16 protein-coding genes and 1 tRNA gene are annotated in these 16,786 nt (G+C 73.5%); 13 read left to right on the forward strand and 4 right to left on the reverse strand.

Translation table 11 applies throughout. From position 1 onward, the window contains the following. Nucleotides 1-11: 11 nt before the first annotated feature. Nucleotides 12-1,202, reverse strand: a complete 1,191-nt coding sequence (locus ACWGIS_RS11500; protein WP_453362177.1) for a Glu/Leu/Phe/Val dehydrogenase dimerization domain-containing protein — start codon at nucleotides 1,200-1,202, stop codon at nucleotides 12-14. A 473-nt stretch (nucleotides 1,203-1,675) separates the two neighbouring features. Between ACWGIS_RS11500 and ACWGIS_RS11505 the strand changes: the two genes are divergently transcribed. The 12 genes from ACWGIS_RS11505 to ACWGIS_RS11560 all read left to right on the forward strand — a co-directional run bounded on the left by ACWGIS_RS11505 (nucleotide 1,676) and on the right by ACWGIS_RS11560 (nucleotide 12,710). Further along, on the forward strand, nucleotides 1,676-2,905 hold the full coding sequence (locus ACWGIS_RS11505) for an MBL fold metallo-hydrolase (protein ID WP_453362178.1): 1,230 nt from the start codon (nucleotides 1,676-1,678) through the stop codon (nucleotides 2,903-2,905). A 356-nt stretch (nucleotides 2,906-3,261) separates the two neighbouring features. Continuing rightward, entirely contained in the window at nucleotides 3,262-5,466 is a 2,205-nt protein-coding gene (locus tag ACWGIS_RS11510; protein ID WP_453362179.1) for an ATP-binding protein, read from the forward strand. Nucleotides 5,467-5,525: 59 nt separating this feature from the next. Further along, nucleotides 5,526-5,960, forward strand: coding sequence for a roadblock/LC7 domain-containing protein (locus tag ACWGIS_RS11515; protein WP_453362180.1), 435 nt, complete (start codon nucleotides 5,526-5,528; stop codon nucleotides 5,958-5,960). 2 nt (nucleotides 5,961-5,962) lie between these two features. Beyond that, entirely contained in the window at nucleotides 5,963-6,334 is a 372-nt protein-coding gene (locus ACWGIS_RS11520; RefSeq protein WP_355795961.1) for a DUF742 domain-containing protein, read from the forward strand. Next, complete coding sequence (locus ACWGIS_RS11525; RefSeq protein WP_453362181.1) at nucleotides 6,312-6,911, forward strand: GTP-binding protein; 600 nt, start codon at nucleotides 6,312-6,314, stop codon at nucleotides 6,909-6,911. Before ACWGIS_RS11520 ends, ACWGIS_RS11525 begins: the two co-directional genes overlap by 23 nt. Before the next feature lie 28 nt (nucleotides 6,912-6,939). Then, nucleotides 6,940-7,530, forward strand: a complete 591-nt coding sequence (locus ACWGIS_RS11530) for a GAF domain-containing protein (RefSeq protein WP_453362182.1) — start codon at nucleotides 6,940-6,942, stop codon at nucleotides 7,528-7,530. 181 nt (nucleotides 7,531-7,711) lie between these two features. After that, entirely contained in the window at nucleotides 7,712-8,740 is a 1,029-nt protein-coding gene (gene tdh, locus ACWGIS_RS11535; RefSeq protein WP_453362183.1) for an L-threonine 3-dehydrogenase, read from the forward strand. Between the two features lie 35 nt (nucleotides 8,741-8,775). Continuing rightward, nucleotides 8,776-9,969 carry a glycine C-acetyltransferase gene (locus tag ACWGIS_RS11540; RefSeq protein WP_453362184.1) on the forward strand — a complete coding sequence of 398 codons (1,194 nt, stop codon included), beginning with the start codon at nucleotides 8,776-8,778 and terminating at the stop codon, nucleotides 9,967-9,969. A gap of 40 nt (nucleotides 9,970-10,009) precedes the next feature. Continuing rightward, on the forward strand, nucleotides 10,010-10,912 hold the full coding sequence (locus ACWGIS_RS11545) for a LysR family transcriptional regulator (protein WP_453362185.1): 903 nt from the start codon (nucleotides 10,010-10,012) through the stop codon (nucleotides 10,910-10,912). A 52-nt stretch (nucleotides 10,913-10,964) separates the two neighbouring features. Continuing rightward, a complete protein-coding gene (locus tag ACWGIS_RS11550) occupies nucleotides 10,965-11,537 on the forward strand; it encodes a helix-turn-helix domain-containing protein (protein ID WP_453362186.1) in 573 nt (190 codons plus the stop codon). After that, nucleotides 11,534-12,061, forward strand: a complete 528-nt coding sequence (locus tag ACWGIS_RS11555; protein WP_453362187.1) for an N-acetyltransferase family protein — start codon at nucleotides 11,534-11,536, stop codon at nucleotides 12,059-12,061. Before ACWGIS_RS11550 ends, ACWGIS_RS11555 begins: the two co-directional genes overlap by 4 nt. A gap of 259 nt (nucleotides 12,062-12,320) precedes the next feature. Further along, on the forward strand, nucleotides 12,321-12,710 hold the full coding sequence (locus ACWGIS_RS11560; protein WP_453362188.1) for an MmcQ/YjbR family DNA-binding protein: 390 nt from the start codon (nucleotides 12,321-12,323) through the stop codon (nucleotides 12,708-12,710). A gap of 50 nt (nucleotides 12,711-12,760) precedes the next feature. Here ACWGIS_RS11560 and ACWGIS_RS11565 read toward each other — a convergent pair whose 3' ends face one another. Both ACWGIS_RS11565 and ACWGIS_RS11570 read right to left on the reverse strand, forming a co-directional pair. Then, entirely contained in the window at nucleotides 12,761-13,678 is a 918-nt protein-coding gene (locus ACWGIS_RS11565) for a transketolase family protein (protein ID WP_453362189.1), read from the reverse strand. Nucleotides 13,679-13,776: 98 nt separating this feature from the next. Further along, on the reverse strand, nucleotides 13,777-14,487 hold the full coding sequence (locus tag ACWGIS_RS11570) for a transketolase (protein WP_453362190.1): 711 nt from the start codon (nucleotides 14,485-14,487) through the stop codon (nucleotides 13,777-13,779). A gap of 162 nt (nucleotides 14,488-14,649) precedes the next feature. Between ACWGIS_RS11570 and ACWGIS_RS11575 the strand changes: the two genes are divergently transcribed. Beyond that, nucleotides 14,650-14,723 (forward strand) — tRNA-Pro (locus tag ACWGIS_RS11575). A gap of 202 nt (nucleotides 14,724-14,925) precedes the next feature. On the opposite strand, the gene ACWGIS_RS11580 is transcribed toward ACWGIS_RS11575, so the two are convergent. Further along, nucleotides 14,926-16,758 (reverse strand): alkyl/aryl-sulfatase, encoded by a 1,833-nt coding sequence (locus tag ACWGIS_RS11580; RefSeq protein WP_453362191.1) that lies wholly within the window; start codon nucleotides 16,756-16,758, stop codon nucleotides 14,926-14,928. Between the last annotated feature and the right edge of the window lie 28 nt (nucleotides 16,759-16,786).

Genomic DNA, 16,786 nt, shown 5'->3' on the forward strand with positions numbered 1-16,786 from the left:
GTGACGGGACCTCAGCGGTACCGGCCGAACCGCTCGGCGATCACCGGCAGCCGGTCGGCGACGATGGCGTGCGCCGCCTCCCTGGGAGTGCTGCCGTCGGCCTCCGCGCGGGCCAGCATCCGGTCGATCAGGGCGCGCATCGAGCGACGGATGTGCGTGAACGCCTCGTCCGCGTCGGGGCCGATGTCGCCGAACAGCGTCCACCACCACCAGGCGTTGGTGCCGGAGTTCACCACCACGTCCGGCAGGACGGTGACCCCGCGCGCGGTGAGCAGTTCCTCCGCCTCGGGCCGCACGGGCATGTTGGCGGCCTCCACGATCCAACGGGCCCTGATCCCGGCCTGGTTGTCGGTGTCGACCGCGTACGAGACGGCGGCCGGCACCAGGACCTCCGCGTCGGTGAACAGCCAGGCGTCGGCGTCCAGTTCGCGGTCCGTGGACCGCAGCGCGCCGCGGTCGACGGTGCCGTACGCGTCCCGTGCGGCCAGCAGCGCGTCGACGTCGAGTCCGCGCGGATCGGCGATCGTGCCCTTGACGTCGGCGACCGCCACCACGGTGAGCCCGGCGCGCGCCAGGAAGCGCGCCGTCGCCCCGCCCATGGTGCCCAGGCCCTGCACGGCGACACGGGTCCCGGCGTACGGCACGCCCGCCCGGTCCAGGGCCGCCAGCACGGACTCGGCGACCCCGCAGCCACCGGCCAGCTCGTCGAGCCCGATGCCGTCCACCTCGACCGCGAACGCGTCCGCCAGCCGCCGCCGGGCCGCCGCCTCGTCGTCGAGCAGCGGGTACACGGCCTGGATCGAGGAGACGAGCCCCGCCTCCGCCATCGCCCGGTCCACGACGTCCTGCGTGAGCCCGAGGTCCTCCCCGGTCGCCCAGACGCTCTCGACGTAGGGGCGCACCGCGCGCAGGTACCGCACGAGCACGCCGTACGCCTCCGGGTCCCGGGGGTCGCAGTCGATGCCTCCCTTGGCGCCGCCCAGGGGGATGTAGCGGCCCTCGGGGTCGTAGTGCAGGGCCTCCTTCATGGTCATGCCGCGGGCGAGCCCCGCGACCTCCTCGACCGTGCAGCCCTCCCGCATCCGCAGCCCGCCGCTGGAGACCCCGCGCACCAGCCGGTCGACCACGAGGTGCCCCTCGCGTCCGGTGACGTGGTCGGTCCACGTCAGCTTGATGAGCGGGGCGTCGCCGGGGGCGGTCATGGGGGCTCCTGGGGTCGGGGACCGGTGGGCCGGTGGGTGGTGGGTCCGTGGGCCGGTTCCGGCGGTGGCGGTGTTGACGGCGGTGATCGGTGCCGGGTGTGGGTGTCGGCGGCGGATCGAGTGGACGTGCGGCGATCCCATACGACCCGAGCCCGGGCCCGGGCCTTCGCCGGAGGGCGCGGAGTCCGGGCGGGTGCCGGCGGTCCGCCCGGCTGTCCTGGCCGCCGGCGGGGATCCCCGCGTACGCACGCGCGTTCCCCGATCCGCCCCCGGACCTTCCGGTGACTCCTCCGTCGGGATCCGCAGGGATGATAGCCGGGCGGCGCCTCTTACTGAACAGCGGATCAATTGTGAACCGGTGTGCGCACCCGGCCGGTGGAGTCCGTGACACCGTGCTGTCACCCGGACGACCCGGCGTTGTCGGAGGGGCGGACCATAATGGGAAGTCAGACCGACTCCACCAGGAGGTTGCCGTGACCGGTTCCCGTCCCCTGAGCTCCGGGCTCCGCTCGTTGCGGCCCGCCGCCTTCGGCGCGGATCCGAGCGGCGAGCGCCTGGAGCGCATCCGCAGGTCGCCCAACTTCGCCGACGGTGTCTTCAAGAACCCGGAGAGTGCCCGGATCCGCCCCGACGGGTCCATGGTCGAGTTCGCGAAGGTCTTCTTCCGCCGGGAGGAGCGGCTGCACCGGTCCCCGGTCGGCGCGGTGCCGGTTCACCCCACGACCCTCGCGGACCTGGCGGCGCCTCCCGCGAGCGGACTGCGGATCACCTGGATGGGACACTCCAGCGTGCTGGCCGAGATCGACGGGCACCGGGTGCTCTTCGACCCCGTGTGGGGCGACCGCTGCTCCCCGTTCGCCTTCGCCGGGCCCAAGCGGCTGCATCCCGTGCCCCTGCCGCTGGCCGCGCTCGGCCCGGTCGACGTCGTCGTCATCTCGCACGACCACTACGACCACCTGGACATGCCGAGCATCAGGACCCTGGCCGGCACGGACACCGTCTTCGCGGTGCCGCTCGGTGTCGGCGCGCACCTGGAGCGCTGGGGCGTCTCCGCCGACCGGCTGCGCGAGCTGGACTGGAACGAGTCGACGAAGGTCGGGGGTCTCACCCTGACCGCCACCCCGGCGCGCCACTTCTGCGGCCGCGGCCTGCGCAACGCTCAGCACACGCTCTGGGCGTCCTGGGCCGTCGCGGGCGACGAGCACCGGATCTACCACAGCGGCGACACGGGCTACTTCGAGGGCTTCAAGGACATCGGCGCCGAGCACGGCCCGTTCGACCTGACGATGATCCAGGTCGGCGCGTACAGCGAGTTCTGGCCGGACATCCACATGACGCCCGAGGAGGGCATGCGGACGCACCTGGACCTCCAGGGCGGCCGGCCCGCCGGCGTGATGATGCCGATCCACTGGGCGACGTTCAACCTCGCGACGCACCCCTGGGTGGAGCCCGGCGAGGGCACGGTCGACGCCGCCCGCGCGGCGGGCGCCCGTGTCGCCCTGCCGCACCCGGGCGAGCCGTTCGAGCCCACCGCCGAGACCGTCCCGTCCGAGCCCTGGTGGCGTGGCGTCGCCCGGGAGCCCGGGGGCGGCTGGCCCGCTCCGGCCGAGGCGCCCGCCCCGGCCTCCCAGGCCACGGCGAGTGACCCCGGGGCCAGGTCCACCGAAGGCACGGGAGAGCCGGAGACCGTCCCCGCCGGGTGACCGGCCGGGACGCGGAGTCGTACGGCGAGGGCCGAGGAGCACACCGCTCCTCGGCCCTCGACGTTTGTCGCTGACCGCTTCCGACCAGGTCCGATCGATTCGTTTCCGGACGTGAGCGCGTATTCGAGGCGCTTGTCGGTCTGTCGTACGAAGCCTCATACCAGAGCGGGACGGTCGCCGGAGGACTTTGCCAACTGCCCGCCGCGCGAGACACGTTGCCGACTACTGTGAGTGGCCGTCGGGCGACACGGGGTCGATCTCCTCGGCTCCGCCGGCCGACTTCGCGATGGCGCATGCCCGAGTCGCGCAGACCCGCGGGGGTCCCGTGCCCCCGACGCACCAGTACGAGGACGCCGATGTCTCACCTCCGCGCACCGGCCGCACGCGCAGACCGCCGTGAGGGCGGCCGGCACGGGCGGCCGGTCGCCCGCGCCGCTCCGCCGCTGCCCGAGACCCACATACGGTCTCAGCTGCTGCGGCTGGCCGTGCTGCCGCCGATCGCGGTGGCCCTGAGCGCCTGCGCCGCCGTGCTGTTCATCGTGCGCACGGCCGGGGCCCGGCCCGGCCCGGCGCTGTGGGCCGTGCTCGCCGGTGCCGTCGGCGTCGCGCTCGCGGGCATCGTGATCGCCGCGATCGCGGCCGACCGCGCGGCCAGGTCCGTCCGCGACCGCGTCGCCGCCCTGCGCCGCACCACCGCCCGCGGCGAGGCCGACCTGCGTGCCCTCGTCGAGACGCTGCGCCGCGGCGAGGCCGCCCCCCGGCGCAAGCCGCGCAAGGGGCCGCCCGGGGACGCCGACGACTTCGAGCTGCTCGCCGCCGACCTGGTCCGCGCCCAGGACGGCGCGGCGACCGCGGTCGTGCAGGCCGCGCGGCTCTCCAGCCACGCGGGCAGCGAGCAGAAGGTCGAGGTCTTCGTCAATCTGGCCCGGCGGCTCCAGTCCCTCGTGCACCGGGAGATCTCCATCCTGGACGAGCTGGAGAACGAGATCGAGGACCCCGACCTGCTCAAGGGCCTCTTCCACGTCGACCACCTCGCCACCCGCATCCGCCGCCACGCCGAGAACCTCGCCGTCCTCGGCGGGGCCGTCTCCCGGCGCCAGTGGAGCAATCCCGTCACCACGACCGAGGTGCTGCGGTCCGCGATCGCCGAGGTCGAGCAGTACTCGCGCGTCAAGCTGGTGCCGCCGATCGACGGCACCCTGCGCGGGCACGCGGTCGCCGACGTCATCCACCTGCTCGCGGAACTCGTCGAGAACGCCACGGTGTTCTCGGCCCCGCACACCCAGGTGCTGCTCCGGGCCAGCCTCGTCACCTCGGGACTGGCCGTCGAGGTCGAGGACCGGGGCCTCGGCATGCCCGTCGGCGAGCAGGACAAGATGAACGCCCTGCTCGCCGACCCCGACCAGGTCAACGTCGCGAGCCTGCTCCAGGACGGCCGCATCGGACTGTTCGTGGTCTCGCAGCTGGCCCGGCGGCACGGCATCCACGTACGGCTCCAGACGAACATCTACGGCGGTGTCCAGGCCGTGCTCGTCGTGCCGCAGGCGCTGCTGGGCACCGACCCGGAGGACACCGGGGCCGTACCGCGCACACCCGCGCGGGAGACGGCGCGTCCGGAGCCCGGCCCGCCGCAGCTCGCCGCCGGGACCGCGCCCGAGCCGTCCGCGCCCCGGCACGCCGCGGCGCCCGAGCTGCCCCGGCAGACGCGCCGGCCGGGGCGGGCACCGGCCACCGCGTCCGGCGCCGACGGCGGTCCCGCGCCGCTGCCCGTGCGCGGCGCCCGCGAGGAGCGGCCCACCCCGGCGGAGGCCGTGCCCGGCGTCCGGCCCGAGGACCGGCGGACCGTGGCGGAGAACGCCGGCACCCCGCCCGTGCCGCGCAACGGCGCCGTGCGCGGCACCATGGGCAGGCCGCCGCAGCTGCCCCGGCGCCGGGCACAGGAGCACATCGCGCCCCAGCTCCGCGACGGTCCGACGACCCTGCCCCGGCCGGACGCCGACCAGCACGTCGGCCACGACCCCGGCCTGATGGCCGCCTTCCAGCGCGGCATCGGCCTCGCGGAGGCGGCCCAGCGGGAGACGGCCTACACGGAGCGGGACCACCTGGCGCCGGACCACATGGACGCGCCGGCCATGGTGGAGGTCCTACACATGGGAGTTCGCCACAGGGACGGGCTCCTGCCCGACGGGCCGCACGGCGAGCCGCCGCACCCCGGCCCGCCGCACACCGGCCTGTCCGCTCCGTCCCCCGCGGCCCCCTTCGGCGTACCGCCCGTCTCCGGCACGTCCCCGCAGCCGCCCGCCCCCCACCCGGCCTTCCCGGCGCAGCCCCCGTCGTACGCACCCGCGCCGGAGGCGGCCCTCGACGGACGTCACCCGGAGGGCACGCCCAGGGAGCACCTGCCCCTGGACGCCGAGACGCCGCTGGAGGCGCCGCACATAACCGAGGAGCACTCGACCCACGCGCCCGCGCGGCACGAAGCGCACGGAGTGCGCGAGATCGCGCCCGCGCCGGGACACGACCTCACCACCCGGCACGACGGGAGCGCACCGGCCGGATGACCAGCACCCCCACCCCCACCGCTCCCGCAGACCTTCGTATTCCAAGGAGTCGATCCATCATGGCGAGCGATGCGCCGACCGGCCATGTATCCGACCTGGACTGGCTGATGAGCGGCCTCGTCCAGCGCGTACCGCACACCGCGAGCGCGGTGCTCCTGTCCTGCGACGGGCTCGTGAAGTCGGTCCACGGCCTCGACACCGACAGCGCCGACCACATGGCGGCGCTGGCCTCGGGCCTGTACTCCCTCGGACGCAGCGCCGGACACCGCTTCGGCGACGGCGGCGACGTACGCCAGGTCGTCGTCGAACTCGACTCGATGCTGCTGTTCGTCTCCACCGCGGGCTCGGGCACCTGCCTCGCCGTGCTCGCCGGACGCGAGGCCGACGCGGCGGTGCTCGGCTACGAGATGGCGATGCTGGTCAAGAGCGTGCGGCCGTACCTGATGACCGCGCCCCGGCAGGTCGCCGTCGAACCGTCGGCGATGAGGCCTTGAGGGTGGCCGCGGCCGGCGACGGGCCCTGGCTCGACGACGCGGCCGGCCGGCTGGTGCGCCCGTACACGGTGAGCAACGGCCGGACCCGGCCCACGACCGCGCTCGACCTGCTCTCGCAGGTGATGACCACCGGGGCGACCCCCCTCGGGTACCTCGGCCCGGAGCACACCCAGGCACTCGAACTGTGCCGGGGGCCGCTCTCGGTCGCGGAGATCGCCGCGCACCTGAAGCTGCCGGCGGCCGTCACCAAGGTGCTGCTGTCGGACCTCGTCGACTGCGGGGCGCTGACCACCAAGCCTCCCGAGTTCCACCACAACCCCACTGACCGGTCTCTTCTGGAGGCAGTGCTCGATGGACTACGACGACAGCTCTGATCCCTTCCCCACCGCGCTGAAGATCCTGGTGGCGGGCGGGTTCGGGGTCGGCAAGACGACCTTCGTCGGCGCGGTGAGCGAGATCGCGCCGCTCAGCACGGAGGAGCTGCTCACCACGGTCAGCGCGGCGACCGACAACCTCGACGGGATCGAGAACAAGGTCGAGACGACCGTGGCGATGGACTTCGGGCGCATCACCCTGGATCCGGAACACGTGCTCTACCTGTTCGGCACGCCCGGGCAGGAGCGCTTCTGGTTCATGTGGGACGAGCTCTCCGAGGGCGCGCTCGGCGCGGTGATCCTCGCCGACACGCGCCGCCTGGAGGACTGTTTCGCGGCCGTCGACTTCTTCGAGCAGCGCGGCCTCGGATTCATCGTCGCCATCAACGAGTTCGACGGTTCGTACCGCTACGACCCGGACGAGGTGCGCGCGGCCATCGACCTCGATCCGGAGGTCCCCGTGGTGCGCTGCGACGCCCGGATCTCCAGCTCCGGCGTGCAGACCCTGCTCACGCTGGTCCGCCATCTCCTCGCCCACGCGCCGACCCACGCCCCCAGTCACGGGGCCCACACATGAGCCCCGTCCCGAATCGAGGAGCCCGCTTATGACGTACGACCCTCCGCGTCCGGCAGGTCGTCTGCTGCTGACCCCGGAGGACAAGGACGCGCCGACCAGGGTGCGGCGGCTGCGCCGGCTGGGCCTGGGCGAGCGCGCCGAGCCGGCCTTCGACGCGTTCGCGGACCGGCTCGCGGAAGTCGCCGCGGTGCCGTACTCCATGGTCAACTTCATCGACGAGAAACGGCAGTTCTTCGCCGGTCTGCACACGCCGGACGGCACGGGCTCGGGCGCCCGGCTGATCACCGCGGCGACCGCGGACGGCGGGACCCGCGGCTTCGGCCGCCACCTGGCCCGCGACTACGGCTTCTGCCCGCACGTGGTGGTCCGCCGCAAGGCACTCGTCCTGGAGGACGTCTGCGACTATCCGCGGTTCGCAGGCAATCCGGTCGTCGACGAGATCGGCATCCGCTCCTACCTGGGCGCCCCGCTCATCGACCGCACCGGCATCGCCCTCGGCACGGTCTGCGTCGTGGACGTCGAACCGCGCCCGTGGGGCAGAGCCGGCCTGGAGACGATCAAGGCGATGGCGTCGGAACTCGTCGCGCAGCTCGAACGCCGGGAGGCCCACGGCCTGTGAGCACACCGCCCGGCCCGCCGGACGCGGGGGCGTGAAGGAAAGCTGCGGCGGCGCTTAAGAAAACCTCGATGGACCGGGGCATGCGTCGTACGGCAGATTTCTGGGGGATCACACCCCTCTCCCCGGTACGGGCCGCTTCGGCGTGCCCGGCTCCGGGACCTCACCCACAGGAGCCGTTGCGTTGAAGGCGCTGGTCAAGGAGAAGGCGGAACCGGGCCTCTGGCTCGCGGACGTACCCGAGCCGTCCATCGGTTCCGGCGATGTACTGATCAAGGTGCTCAGGACCGGCATCTGCGGGACCGATCTGCACATCCGGAACTGGGACGGCTGGGCGCAGCAGGCGATCGCCACCCCGCTCGTCCTCGGCCACGAGTTCGTCGGGGAGGTCGTCGAGACCGGCCGTGACGTCGCCGACATCGCGGTGGGCGACCGGGTCAGCGGCGAGGGGCACCTGGTCTGCGGCAAGTGCCGGAACTGCCTGGCCGGCCGCCGCCACCTGTGCCGGGCCACGGTCGGTCTCGGTGTCGGCCGCGACGGCGCGTTCGCCGAGTACGTGGCGCTGCCCGCCGCCAACGTGTGGGTGCACCGGGTGCCGGTGGACCTCGACATCGCCGCGATCTTCGACCCGTTCGGCAACGCGGTGCACACGGCGCTCTCCTTCCCGCTGGTCGGCGAGGACGTCCTGGTCACCGGCGCCGGACCCATCGGTCTGATGGCCGCGGCCGTGGCCCGGCACGCCGGCGCCCGCAACGTCGTCATCACGGACGTCAGCGAGGAGCGGCTGGAACTGGCCCGCAAGATCGGCGTGAGCCTCGCCCTGAACGTCCGGGAGGGGACCATCGCCGACGGCCAGCGCGCCCTGGGGCTGCGTGAGGGCTTCGACATCGGCCTGGAGATGTCCGGCCGCCCCGAGGCGATGCGCGACATGATCGCCAACATGACGCACGGCGGCCGGATCGCCATGCTGGGGCTGCCCGCCGAGGAGTTCCCGGTCGACTGGTCCCGGATCGTGACGTCCATGATCACCATCAAGGGCATCTACGGCCGGGAGATGTTCGAGACCTGGTACGCGATGTCGGTCCTGCTCGAAGGCGGACTCGACCTCGCCCCCGTCATCACCGGCCGGTACGGCTACCGCGACTTCGAGGCGGCCTTCGCGGACGCGGCGAGCGGCCGCGGCGGCAAGGTCATCCTCGACTGGACCGCGTAACCCCCTCCCGCGCTAGCACTTCAGGAGCCCTTCCCATGTTCGACTCCGTACGCGACGACCTCCGCGCCACCCTCGACGAGATCCGCGCCGCCGGCCTGCACAAGCCCGAGCGCGTCATCGGCACCCCGCAGTCCGCGACCGTCGGTGTCACCTCCGGCGGCCGCCCCGGCGAGGTCCTCAACTTCTGCGCCAACAACTACCTCGGCCTCGCCGACCACCCCGAGGTCGTCGCCGCCGCGCACGAGGCACTCGACCGCTGGGGCTACGGGATGGCCTCCGTGCGCTTCATCTGCGGTACGCAGGAGGTGCACAAGGAGCTGGAGCGGCGCCTGTCCGGCTTCCTCGGCCAGGAGGACACGATCCTGTACTCCTCCTGCTTCGACGCCAACGGCGGTGTCTTCGAGACGCTGCTCGGCGCCGAGGACGCCGTGATCTCCGACGCCCTCAACCACGCCTCCATCATCGACGGCATCCGGCTCTCCAAGGCCCGCCGCTTCCGCTACGCCAACCGCGACATGGCCGACCTGGAGCGGCAGCTCAAGGAGGCGTCCGACGCCAGGCGCCGCCTGATCGTCACCGACGGCGTGTTCTCCATGGACGGTTACGTGGCGCCGCTGCGCGAGATCTGCGACCTCGCCGACCGCTACGACGCCATGGTCATGGTCGACGACTCGCACGCCGTCGGCTTCGTCGGCCCCGGCGGCCGGGGCACCCCCGAGCTGCACGGCGTCATGGACCGCGTCGACATCATCACCGGCACCCTCGGCAAGGCCCTCGGCGGCGCGTCCGGCGGCTACGTGGCCGCCCGCGCCGAGATCGTCGCCCTGCTCCGCCAGCGCTCGCGCCCGTACCTCTTCTCCAACACCCTCGCCCCGGTGATCGCGGCGGCCTCCCTGAAGGTCCTCGACCTGCTGGAGTCGGCCGGCGACCTGCGCGAGAAGCTGGCCGCCAATACGGCGCTGTTCCGCTCCCGGATGACGGAGGAGGGCTTCGACGTGCTGCCCGGCGACCACGCGATCGCCCCCGTCATGATCGGTGACGCGGCCGTGGCCGGACGCCTCGCCGAGCTGCTCCTGGAGCGCGGTGTGTACGTGATCGGCTTCTCGTACCCGGTGGTGCCGCAGGGGCAGGCCCGCATCCGGGTGCAGCTGTCCGCCGCCCACTCGACCGAGGACGTGAACCGGGCCGTGGACGCCTTCGTCGCGGCCCGCGCGGAGCTGGACGCCTGAGCGGGACCCATTGGCCGTGTGACCTGAGAGAATCGGTCGCATGATCGAGGCGCGGCGGCTCCACATCCTCCGTGCGGTGGCGGACCACCGCACGGTGACGGCGGCTGCCGCCGCGCTGTACCTCACGCCCTCGGCGGTCTCCCAGCAGCTGGCGGCGCTGGAGCAGGAGACCGGCCACCGGCTCGTGGAGCGCGGCGCCCGGGGCGTACGGCTGACCCCCGCCGGCGAGATCCTGCTCGGCCACACGAACGAGGTCCTTGCCCAGCTGGAGCGCGCCGAGGCGGAACTGGCGGCGTACAGCTCGGGTGCGGCCGGCACGGTGACCGTCGCCGCCTTCGCGACCGGCATCGGCCTGGTCGTGGCGCCCGCGCTGGCCCGCCTCGCGCTGACGGCGCCCGGCATCCGCCTGCGCGTGCAGGACGCCGAGGGGGACGCCAGCCTGCCCATGGTCCTGGACCGGCAGGTCGACGTGGCGGTCGCCGTCGAGTACCGGGGCGCCCCGGCGGCGGACGACCCGCGCCTGACGCACGTGCCGTTGTACGCCGAGCCCTTCGACGCGGTCGTCCCCGTGACGCACCGGCTGGCCGGCGCCGGCGAGGTGCCGCTCGCCGAGCTGGCCAAGGACCCCTGGATCGGCCCGTATCCGGGCAACCCCTGCCACGACGTGGTCGTCCTGGCCTGCGAGAACGCCGGGTTCCAGCCCCGCCTCGAACACTCCTCGGACGACTTCCGGGCCGTCGTCGCCCTCGCCTCGGCCGACGCCGGGGTGGCCCTGGTGCCCCGCTCGGCCCTGCGCGGCATGGACCTCACGGGCGTGGTGGTGCGGCCCGTCGACGGCACCGCCCCGACCCGGCGCGTCTTCGCCGCCGTACGCCGCGGCGCGGAGGGCCATCCGCTGATCAGGCCGGTGCTGGACGCCCTGGCGGAGGCCGCGACGGCCTGATCCGCCCGGAGCCCGCGACCTTGCGTCTCACATCTGGGATAACATCCCGAATATGGGAAACGATGTGGAGGGCGCCGTCGACGCCCGGCTCGCCGCCCGCCTGGCCGAGCTGCGTGCCGAACGCGGCTGGTCCCTGGGCGAGTTGGCCGACCGCAGCGGAGTGAGCCGCTCGACGCTCTCGCGGGCCGAGCGCGCCGAGATCAGCCCCACGGCCGCACTGCTGAACCGGCTGTGCGGGGTGTACGGGCGCACCATGTCGCAGCTGCTCAGCGAGGTCGAGGCGGCCCCGGACCCGCTCGTGCGCGCCGCCGACCAGGCCGTCTGGAAGGACGCCGCGTCCGGTTTCCTGCGGCGCTCGGTCTCCCCGCCGCACGCGGGCCTGCGCGGTGAACTGGTCGAGGGGCGGCTCACGGCGGGCGCCGACATCGCGTACGACCGTCCGCCCGTCCCCGGCCTCGAACAGCACATCTGGGTCCTGTCCGGAAGCCTCGACGTCACCGCGCGGGACGTCGAGCACCACCTCGCCACCGGTGACTGCCTCCGGATGCGCGTGTGGGGACCGACCCGCTTCAGGTGCCCCGGCCCCGAGGACGTCCGGTACGCGCTGGCGGTGGTGCTGCCGTGACCGCGGCCTCCCGGCTGACCCCGGATCAACTACTGGACCACGCGGAGGAGTTGGCGGACCTGCTGGCCGACACCGTGGACGGAGGAGCCTCCGTCGGGTTCCTCGCCCCCCTCGACCGCGCGGCGGCCCTCGCCTGGTGGCGGGAGCAGGCGGAGGCGGTCGCCGCCGGGCGGCTCGCCGTCTGGGTGGCGCGCACCGGCGACCGGGTCACCGGCACCGTCGGCCTCGCCTTCCCGGGCAAGCCGAACAGCCGCCACCGCGCCGAACTGGTGAAGCTGATGGTGCACCGGGACGGCCGCGGCCAGGGGATCGGCCGTACGCTCCTCGCCACCGCCGAGCGGGCGGCGGCCGCGGCGGGCGTCACCCTGCTGCACCTCGACACCGAGACGGGCAGCCCCGCCGAGTCCCTCTACCGCTCCGCCGGATGGACCCGGGTCGGCGACATCCCGGACTACGCCGCCACACCCGGCGGCACGCTGCACGCCACGACGATCTTCTACAAGCACGTCGGCCCCGCCGCCTGAGCCCGCCGCCGGGCGGTACCCCGCCCGGCCCGACGGTCAAAGCCGCATGGGCCGCGACGAGTTCCGCCGCCTCTCACCTCAAACGGGGCGAGGGGCGCGGGACTCGTGCCTCTCCGGGCCGCCCGGACACGTCCACGGCAGGTCGTCCTTCCGGCCCTGTGCGCGCGTCGCGCCAGGAGCCGCCGGACGTGCGGCCGACTCCGCCCGAGGCGCAGCGGACGCGGTGGCGGCCCGCCCGTCACCGCGCCCCGGCGGGTGGATGTCAGTGGCAGCGGTTACGGTGCGGTCCATGCCGGATGCCGAAGACGTACGCCGTATCGCCCTCTCCCTGCCGGACACGACGGAGAAGACCGCCTGGAGCATGCCCACGTTCCGGGTCGCGGGCAAGATGTTCGCCACGCTGCCCGAGAACGAGACCTCCATCGCCGTGCGCTGCCCGAAGGAGGAGCGCGACGAACTGGCCCTGGCGGAGCCGGACAAGTTCTGGATCGCCGACCACGAGGCCAATTTCGCCTGGGTCCGCGTCCGCCTCGCCGCCCTGGAGGACGAGGGCGAACTGCGCGACATCCTGGCCGACTCCTGGCGCCAGGCGGCACCGACCCGGCTCCTCGACTCCCATCCGGAGCTGGGGCACCCGGCCGTCGGCTGACACGACCGTGGTGGCGGTGCCCGGACCGGGGCGGCGGGGTCCGCACCCCGTCACCCGCGGACCGCGACGCCCGCCCCCAGGAAGCCGCCGATCCGCTCCCGCAGCGCTTTCGCGTCGAGCCCGTGGGCGGCCACGTGCTCGTCGACGCCGCCGTACCGGCGCAGTTCCCGGCGGCCCACACCCAGGCCGAGGACCCTGTGCGGCACGTCGGCCAGCGCGTCGTTGGCCTCGGTCGTCGAGGTACCCGCCAGATACGGCTCGACCAGGACGACGTCCGGCCCCGCCGCGTCCGTGGCCCGGCGCAGCCCCGCCGCGTCGAAGGGACGCACGGTGGCCGCGTACAGGACCGTCACGTCGAGCCCCTCCGTCGCGTCGAGGACGGCGTCGAGCATCGGGCCCACGGCGACGACCACGCCCGAGCGGCCCTCCCGCACGGTAAGGAAGTGCGCCCCGTCGACCGGCAGTCCGCGCGCGTTCGACTGCACGGACAGGCGGACGTAGACCTTGTCGTCGCCGGCGGCCACCGCGTGCCGCAGCAGGGTCTCCGCCTCGTCCGGATGGCCCGGGACGTGCACGGTCCAGCCGTCCAGCGTGTCCAGCAGTGCCACGTCGCCGGGGGACATGTGCGTGAAGCCGCCGGCCGGCCAGTCGAAGGAGGCGGCCGCGCTGACCAGGACCGCGCCGGCGTCCTGGTGCCCGAGGTCGAGCTTGACCTGCTCGAAGGGCCGCTCCACGAGGAAGCCGGCGAAGGTGTGCACCACCGGCCGCAGCCCCGTGAGCGCGAGTCCCGCGGCCGCCCCGACGAGGAGCTGCTCGCGGATACCGACGTTGATCACCCGGTCCGGGTGCCGCCGCCGGGCCTCCGCGAAGCCGTCGGCGCCGATCTCGGCGAGGACGACCGCGACGCGCGGGTCCTCGTCGAGCAGCCGCCCGGCCACGGGGGCGAAGCGGTCACGCATGGTGTCCATGGGATGTGTCCTTCCAGGCAGGGTCGGTCGGTCGGTCCGCCCGTTCCGTGCCGGGCGGAGGGGAGTGCGGGAGGTGGGGGAGGGCCGGAAGGGCCGGCTCAGGCGCCCTTGGGCTCCACCCGGGCGACGACCACGTGCGGCCGGCCCGGATGCGGCGCGGTGAAGGCGGCGTACAGCGCCGTGTGGTCGCGGCCGTCCACGGTCCGCGTGGACCAGCCGGCCGCAGCGAACCGCGCCGCGATCCCGCCGGGCCGGGCGTGACTGGCCGAGGCGTTGTCGATGACGACGGTGTGCAGCCGTTCCAGCCCGGCCGGACCCGCGTACGCGATGGCCTCGTGGTTGCTGCCCTCGTCCAGCTCGGCGTCCCCGACCAGCACCCACACCGACGGGTCGTCGAGACCCTGTGCGCGCAGACCGAGTGCCGTGCCGACCGCGATCGGCAGCCCGTGTCCCAGGGACCCGCTGCCGATCTCCGCGCCCGGGACCAGCACGCGGTCCGGGTGGTGCCCCAGCGGCGAGTCGAACGAGCCGAAGCCCGCGAGCCAGTCGACGGGCACGAACCCCTTGGCGGCGAGCACCGCGTAGTACGCCATGGGCCCGTGCCCCTTCGACAGCAGGAACCGGTCCCGGCCCGGGTCGTCCGTCCGCTCGGGTCCCACGCGCAGGACGCGGTCGTAGAGCACCCACAACGCGTCCAGGGTGGACGTCGCCGCGGGGCCGTGCTTCTCGTCGCCCGTCATCAGCCCCATGAGCCCGGGCAGGTCCTCGTACCGATACCGCGCGTGGCCGCGCTCCGCCGTGATCGTCATGCCGACGATCGTGCAACCTCAAGCAAACTTGAGGTCAAGTCCCCGCGGGCGCGGGACGGCCGCTGTGCGTCGCACCGCAAAAGCGGTGCGCGATCACGGGCCCGAGTGCGGTATTGTTTCGGTGCACGTTCGGCCAGGGGAAACCCCAGGTCAGACGGGCACCGGGACGTGGCGCAGCTTGGTAGCGCACTTGACTGGGGGTCAAGGGGTCGCAGGTTCAAATCCTGTCGTCCCGACTCTGCCGCAACGCAGGTCGGAGGCCGTTCTCTCATCCGTGAGAGGGCGGCCTTTCGTGTGTCCCGGGGACGTCGAGGAAGGCCCCGGTCACCCGTTCCTCCCGGGGGCGGCCCGGTCCTCGTGCCGACCCGCCCAACTGCGTACCCACCATGGCCCCGAGCCCACGGCCGGGGCTCACGGCGTACGGAGGCCGGGCCTGCCTCAGGGCGTGACGATGGGGAACTGCTTGTCGGGGGAGGTCACCAGGGCGAACAGGCGTGCCAGCAGGTCCGGATCGCCGGTGTGCTCGACCTGGTCGATGCCCTGGCCCGCGAGGAGGCCGATGAGTTCCGGCTTGGTGAGCGTCAGGGTGAGTCCGGCCTCCGGGCGGGACCGGCCGCCGGGGTACTCCGGGCGCAGGACCCGGTGCGTGAGCGTTCCGTTGTGCAGGGTCAGCCGGTGCCGGCGCTCCTCGTCGGTGAGGTGCACGTCGATGACGAGGTCCTCGTCCCACGCCCGCGGCCCGTCGATCCGGATGGCGACGGAGTCCAGGAGCTGCTCGGTGGACAGCGCCATCACCATCTCCGGGTTGGTGACGTCGGCGACCTCGCCGCCGACACCGGAGCGCAGTTCGAGCGCGGCGGTCAGGTAGAAGTTCCGCCAGGTGCCGTTCTCCGAGCCCTGGCCGAGCCGGTCGTAGACCGACGCGAGGACCTCCTTGGCCTCGGTGTCCCGCGCGTCGGCGAAGACCAGGTGGTCGAGCACCGTGGCCGCGAACCGCAGGTCGCCCTCCTCGGCGTACGCGCGTGCCTTGGCCAGCGCGCCGTCCCGGCCGCCCGCGAGGTCGACGTAGCGCCTGGCCTGCTCGGTGGGCGGGTGCTGCCAGAGCGTCGCGGGGTTGCCCTCGAACCAGCCCAGGTACCGGTGGTAGACCGCCTTGACGTTGTGGCTGAGCGAGCCGTAGTAGCCGCGCGTGTTCCACGCCGACTCGATGGCGGGCGGCAGCCGCAGCGCCTCGGCGATCTCCGCGGCCACCAGCCCCTCGTTGAGCATGCGCAGGGTCTGGTCGTGCAGGTAGCCGTAGAGGTCCCGCTGTTCGCTCAGGAGCCGGACCACCTCGTCGTGGCCCCAGGTCGGCCAGTGGTGGGAGGCGAAGCCGACGTCGTACCGGCCGTGGAAGTACTCGATCGCCTCGTCGATGTAGCGGGACCAGTTGCGGGCGTCCCGCACCATCGCGCCGCGCAGGGTCTGGATGTTGTGCATGGTGTGCGTGACGTTCTCGGCGAGGCACAGGGCGCGCTGGTCGGGGAAGAGGAAGTTCATCTCCGCCGGTGCCTCGGTGCCCGGGGTCAGCTGGAAGACGATCCGCACCCCGTCGACGACCTCCTCCTGCCCGGTCTCGGTGATGTCGACCGTGGGCGGGATCAGGCTGATCGTCCCGGTGGACATCGCCATGCCCAGCCCGGCGCCGATCTGCCCGTTGGCGGCGCGCGGCAGCCGGTCGCCGTACATGTACACGGCCCGCCGTGTCATCGCGTTGCCCGCGTAGACGTTCTCGCTGATGGCGTGCTCCATGAAGCCGGCCGGTGCCAGGACGGGGACGCCCTGTCCGGTGCCCTCGGGCAGGACGCCCCGGGAGCCGCCGAAGTGGTCCGCGTGGGAGTGCGTGTAGATCAGGCCGGTGACCGGGCGGTCGCCCCGGTGCTCGCGGTAGAGGGCGAGCGCCGCGGCGGCGCACTCCGTCGAGATCAGCGGGTCGATGACGACGACGCCGCGTTCCCCCTCCACCAGCGTCATGTTCGACAGGTCGAGCCCCCGGACCTGGTAGATGCCCGGCGTGACGCTGTAGAGACCCTGCCTGGCCACCAGCTGCGCCTGCCGCCACAGGTTCGGGTGCGCGGTGTCGGGGCACGGGCCGTCCACGAAGGCGTAGCTGTCGTTGTCGTACACCACGCGGCCGTCGGCGTTCTCGATCCGGGCCGGTACGAGGGCCGCGATGAACCCGCGGTCCGCGTTCTCGAAGTCCTTGGTGTCCTCGAACCGAGGTGTGCTCATGGTGGCGCTCCATTGTGAGGGGGGTCGG

The sequence above is a fragment of the Streptomyces sp. NPDC054842 genome, assembly GCF_053611025.1.

Coding starts and splice junctions, on each gene's coding strand:
- ACWGIS_RS11560 (WP_453362188.1), top strand. CDS start 12,321: ATGTCAGTGGCAGCGGTTACGGTGCGGTCCATGCCGGATGCCGAAGAC.
- ACWGIS_RS11570 (WP_453362190.1), bottom strand. CDS start 14,487: ATGACGATCACGGCGGAGCGCGGCCACGCGCGGTATCGGTACGAGGAC.
- ACWGIS_RS11565 (WP_453362189.1), bottom strand. CDS start 13,678: ATGGACACCATGCGTGACCGCTTCGCCCCCGTGGCCGGGCGGCTGCTC.
- ACWGIS_RS11530 (WP_453362182.1), top strand. CDS start 6,940: ATGACGTACGACCCTCCGCGTCCGGCAGGTCGTCTGCTGCTGACCCCG.
- ACWGIS_RS11545 (WP_453362185.1), top strand. CDS start 10,010: ATGATCGAGGCGCGGCGGCTCCACATCCTCCGTGCGGTGGCGGACCAC.
- ACWGIS_RS11510 (WP_453362179.1), top strand. CDS start 3,262: ATGTCTCACCTCCGCGCACCGGCCGCACGCGCAGACCGCCGTGAGGGC.
- ACWGIS_RS11580 (WP_453362191.1), bottom strand. CDS start 16,758: ATGAGCACACCTCGGTTCGAGGACACCAAGGACTTCGAGAACGCGGAC.
- ACWGIS_RS11515 (WP_453362180.1), top strand. CDS start 5,526: ATGGCGAGCGATGCGCCGACCGGCCATGTATCCGACCTGGACTGGCTG.
- ACWGIS_RS11540 (WP_453362184.1), top strand. CDS start 8,776: ATGTTCGACTCCGTACGCGACGACCTCCGCGCCACCCTCGACGAGATC.
- ACWGIS_RS11550 (WP_453362186.1), top strand. CDS start 10,965: ATGGGAAACGATGTGGAGGGCGCCGTCGACGCCCGGCTCGCCGCCCGC.
- ACWGIS_RS11525 (WP_453362181.1), top strand. CDS start 6,312: ATGGACTACGACGACAGCTCTGATCCCTTCCCCACCGCGCTGAAGATC.
- ACWGIS_RS11500 (WP_453362177.1), bottom strand. CDS start 1,202: ATGACCGCCCCCGGCGACGCCCCGCTCATCAAGCTGACGTGGACCGAC.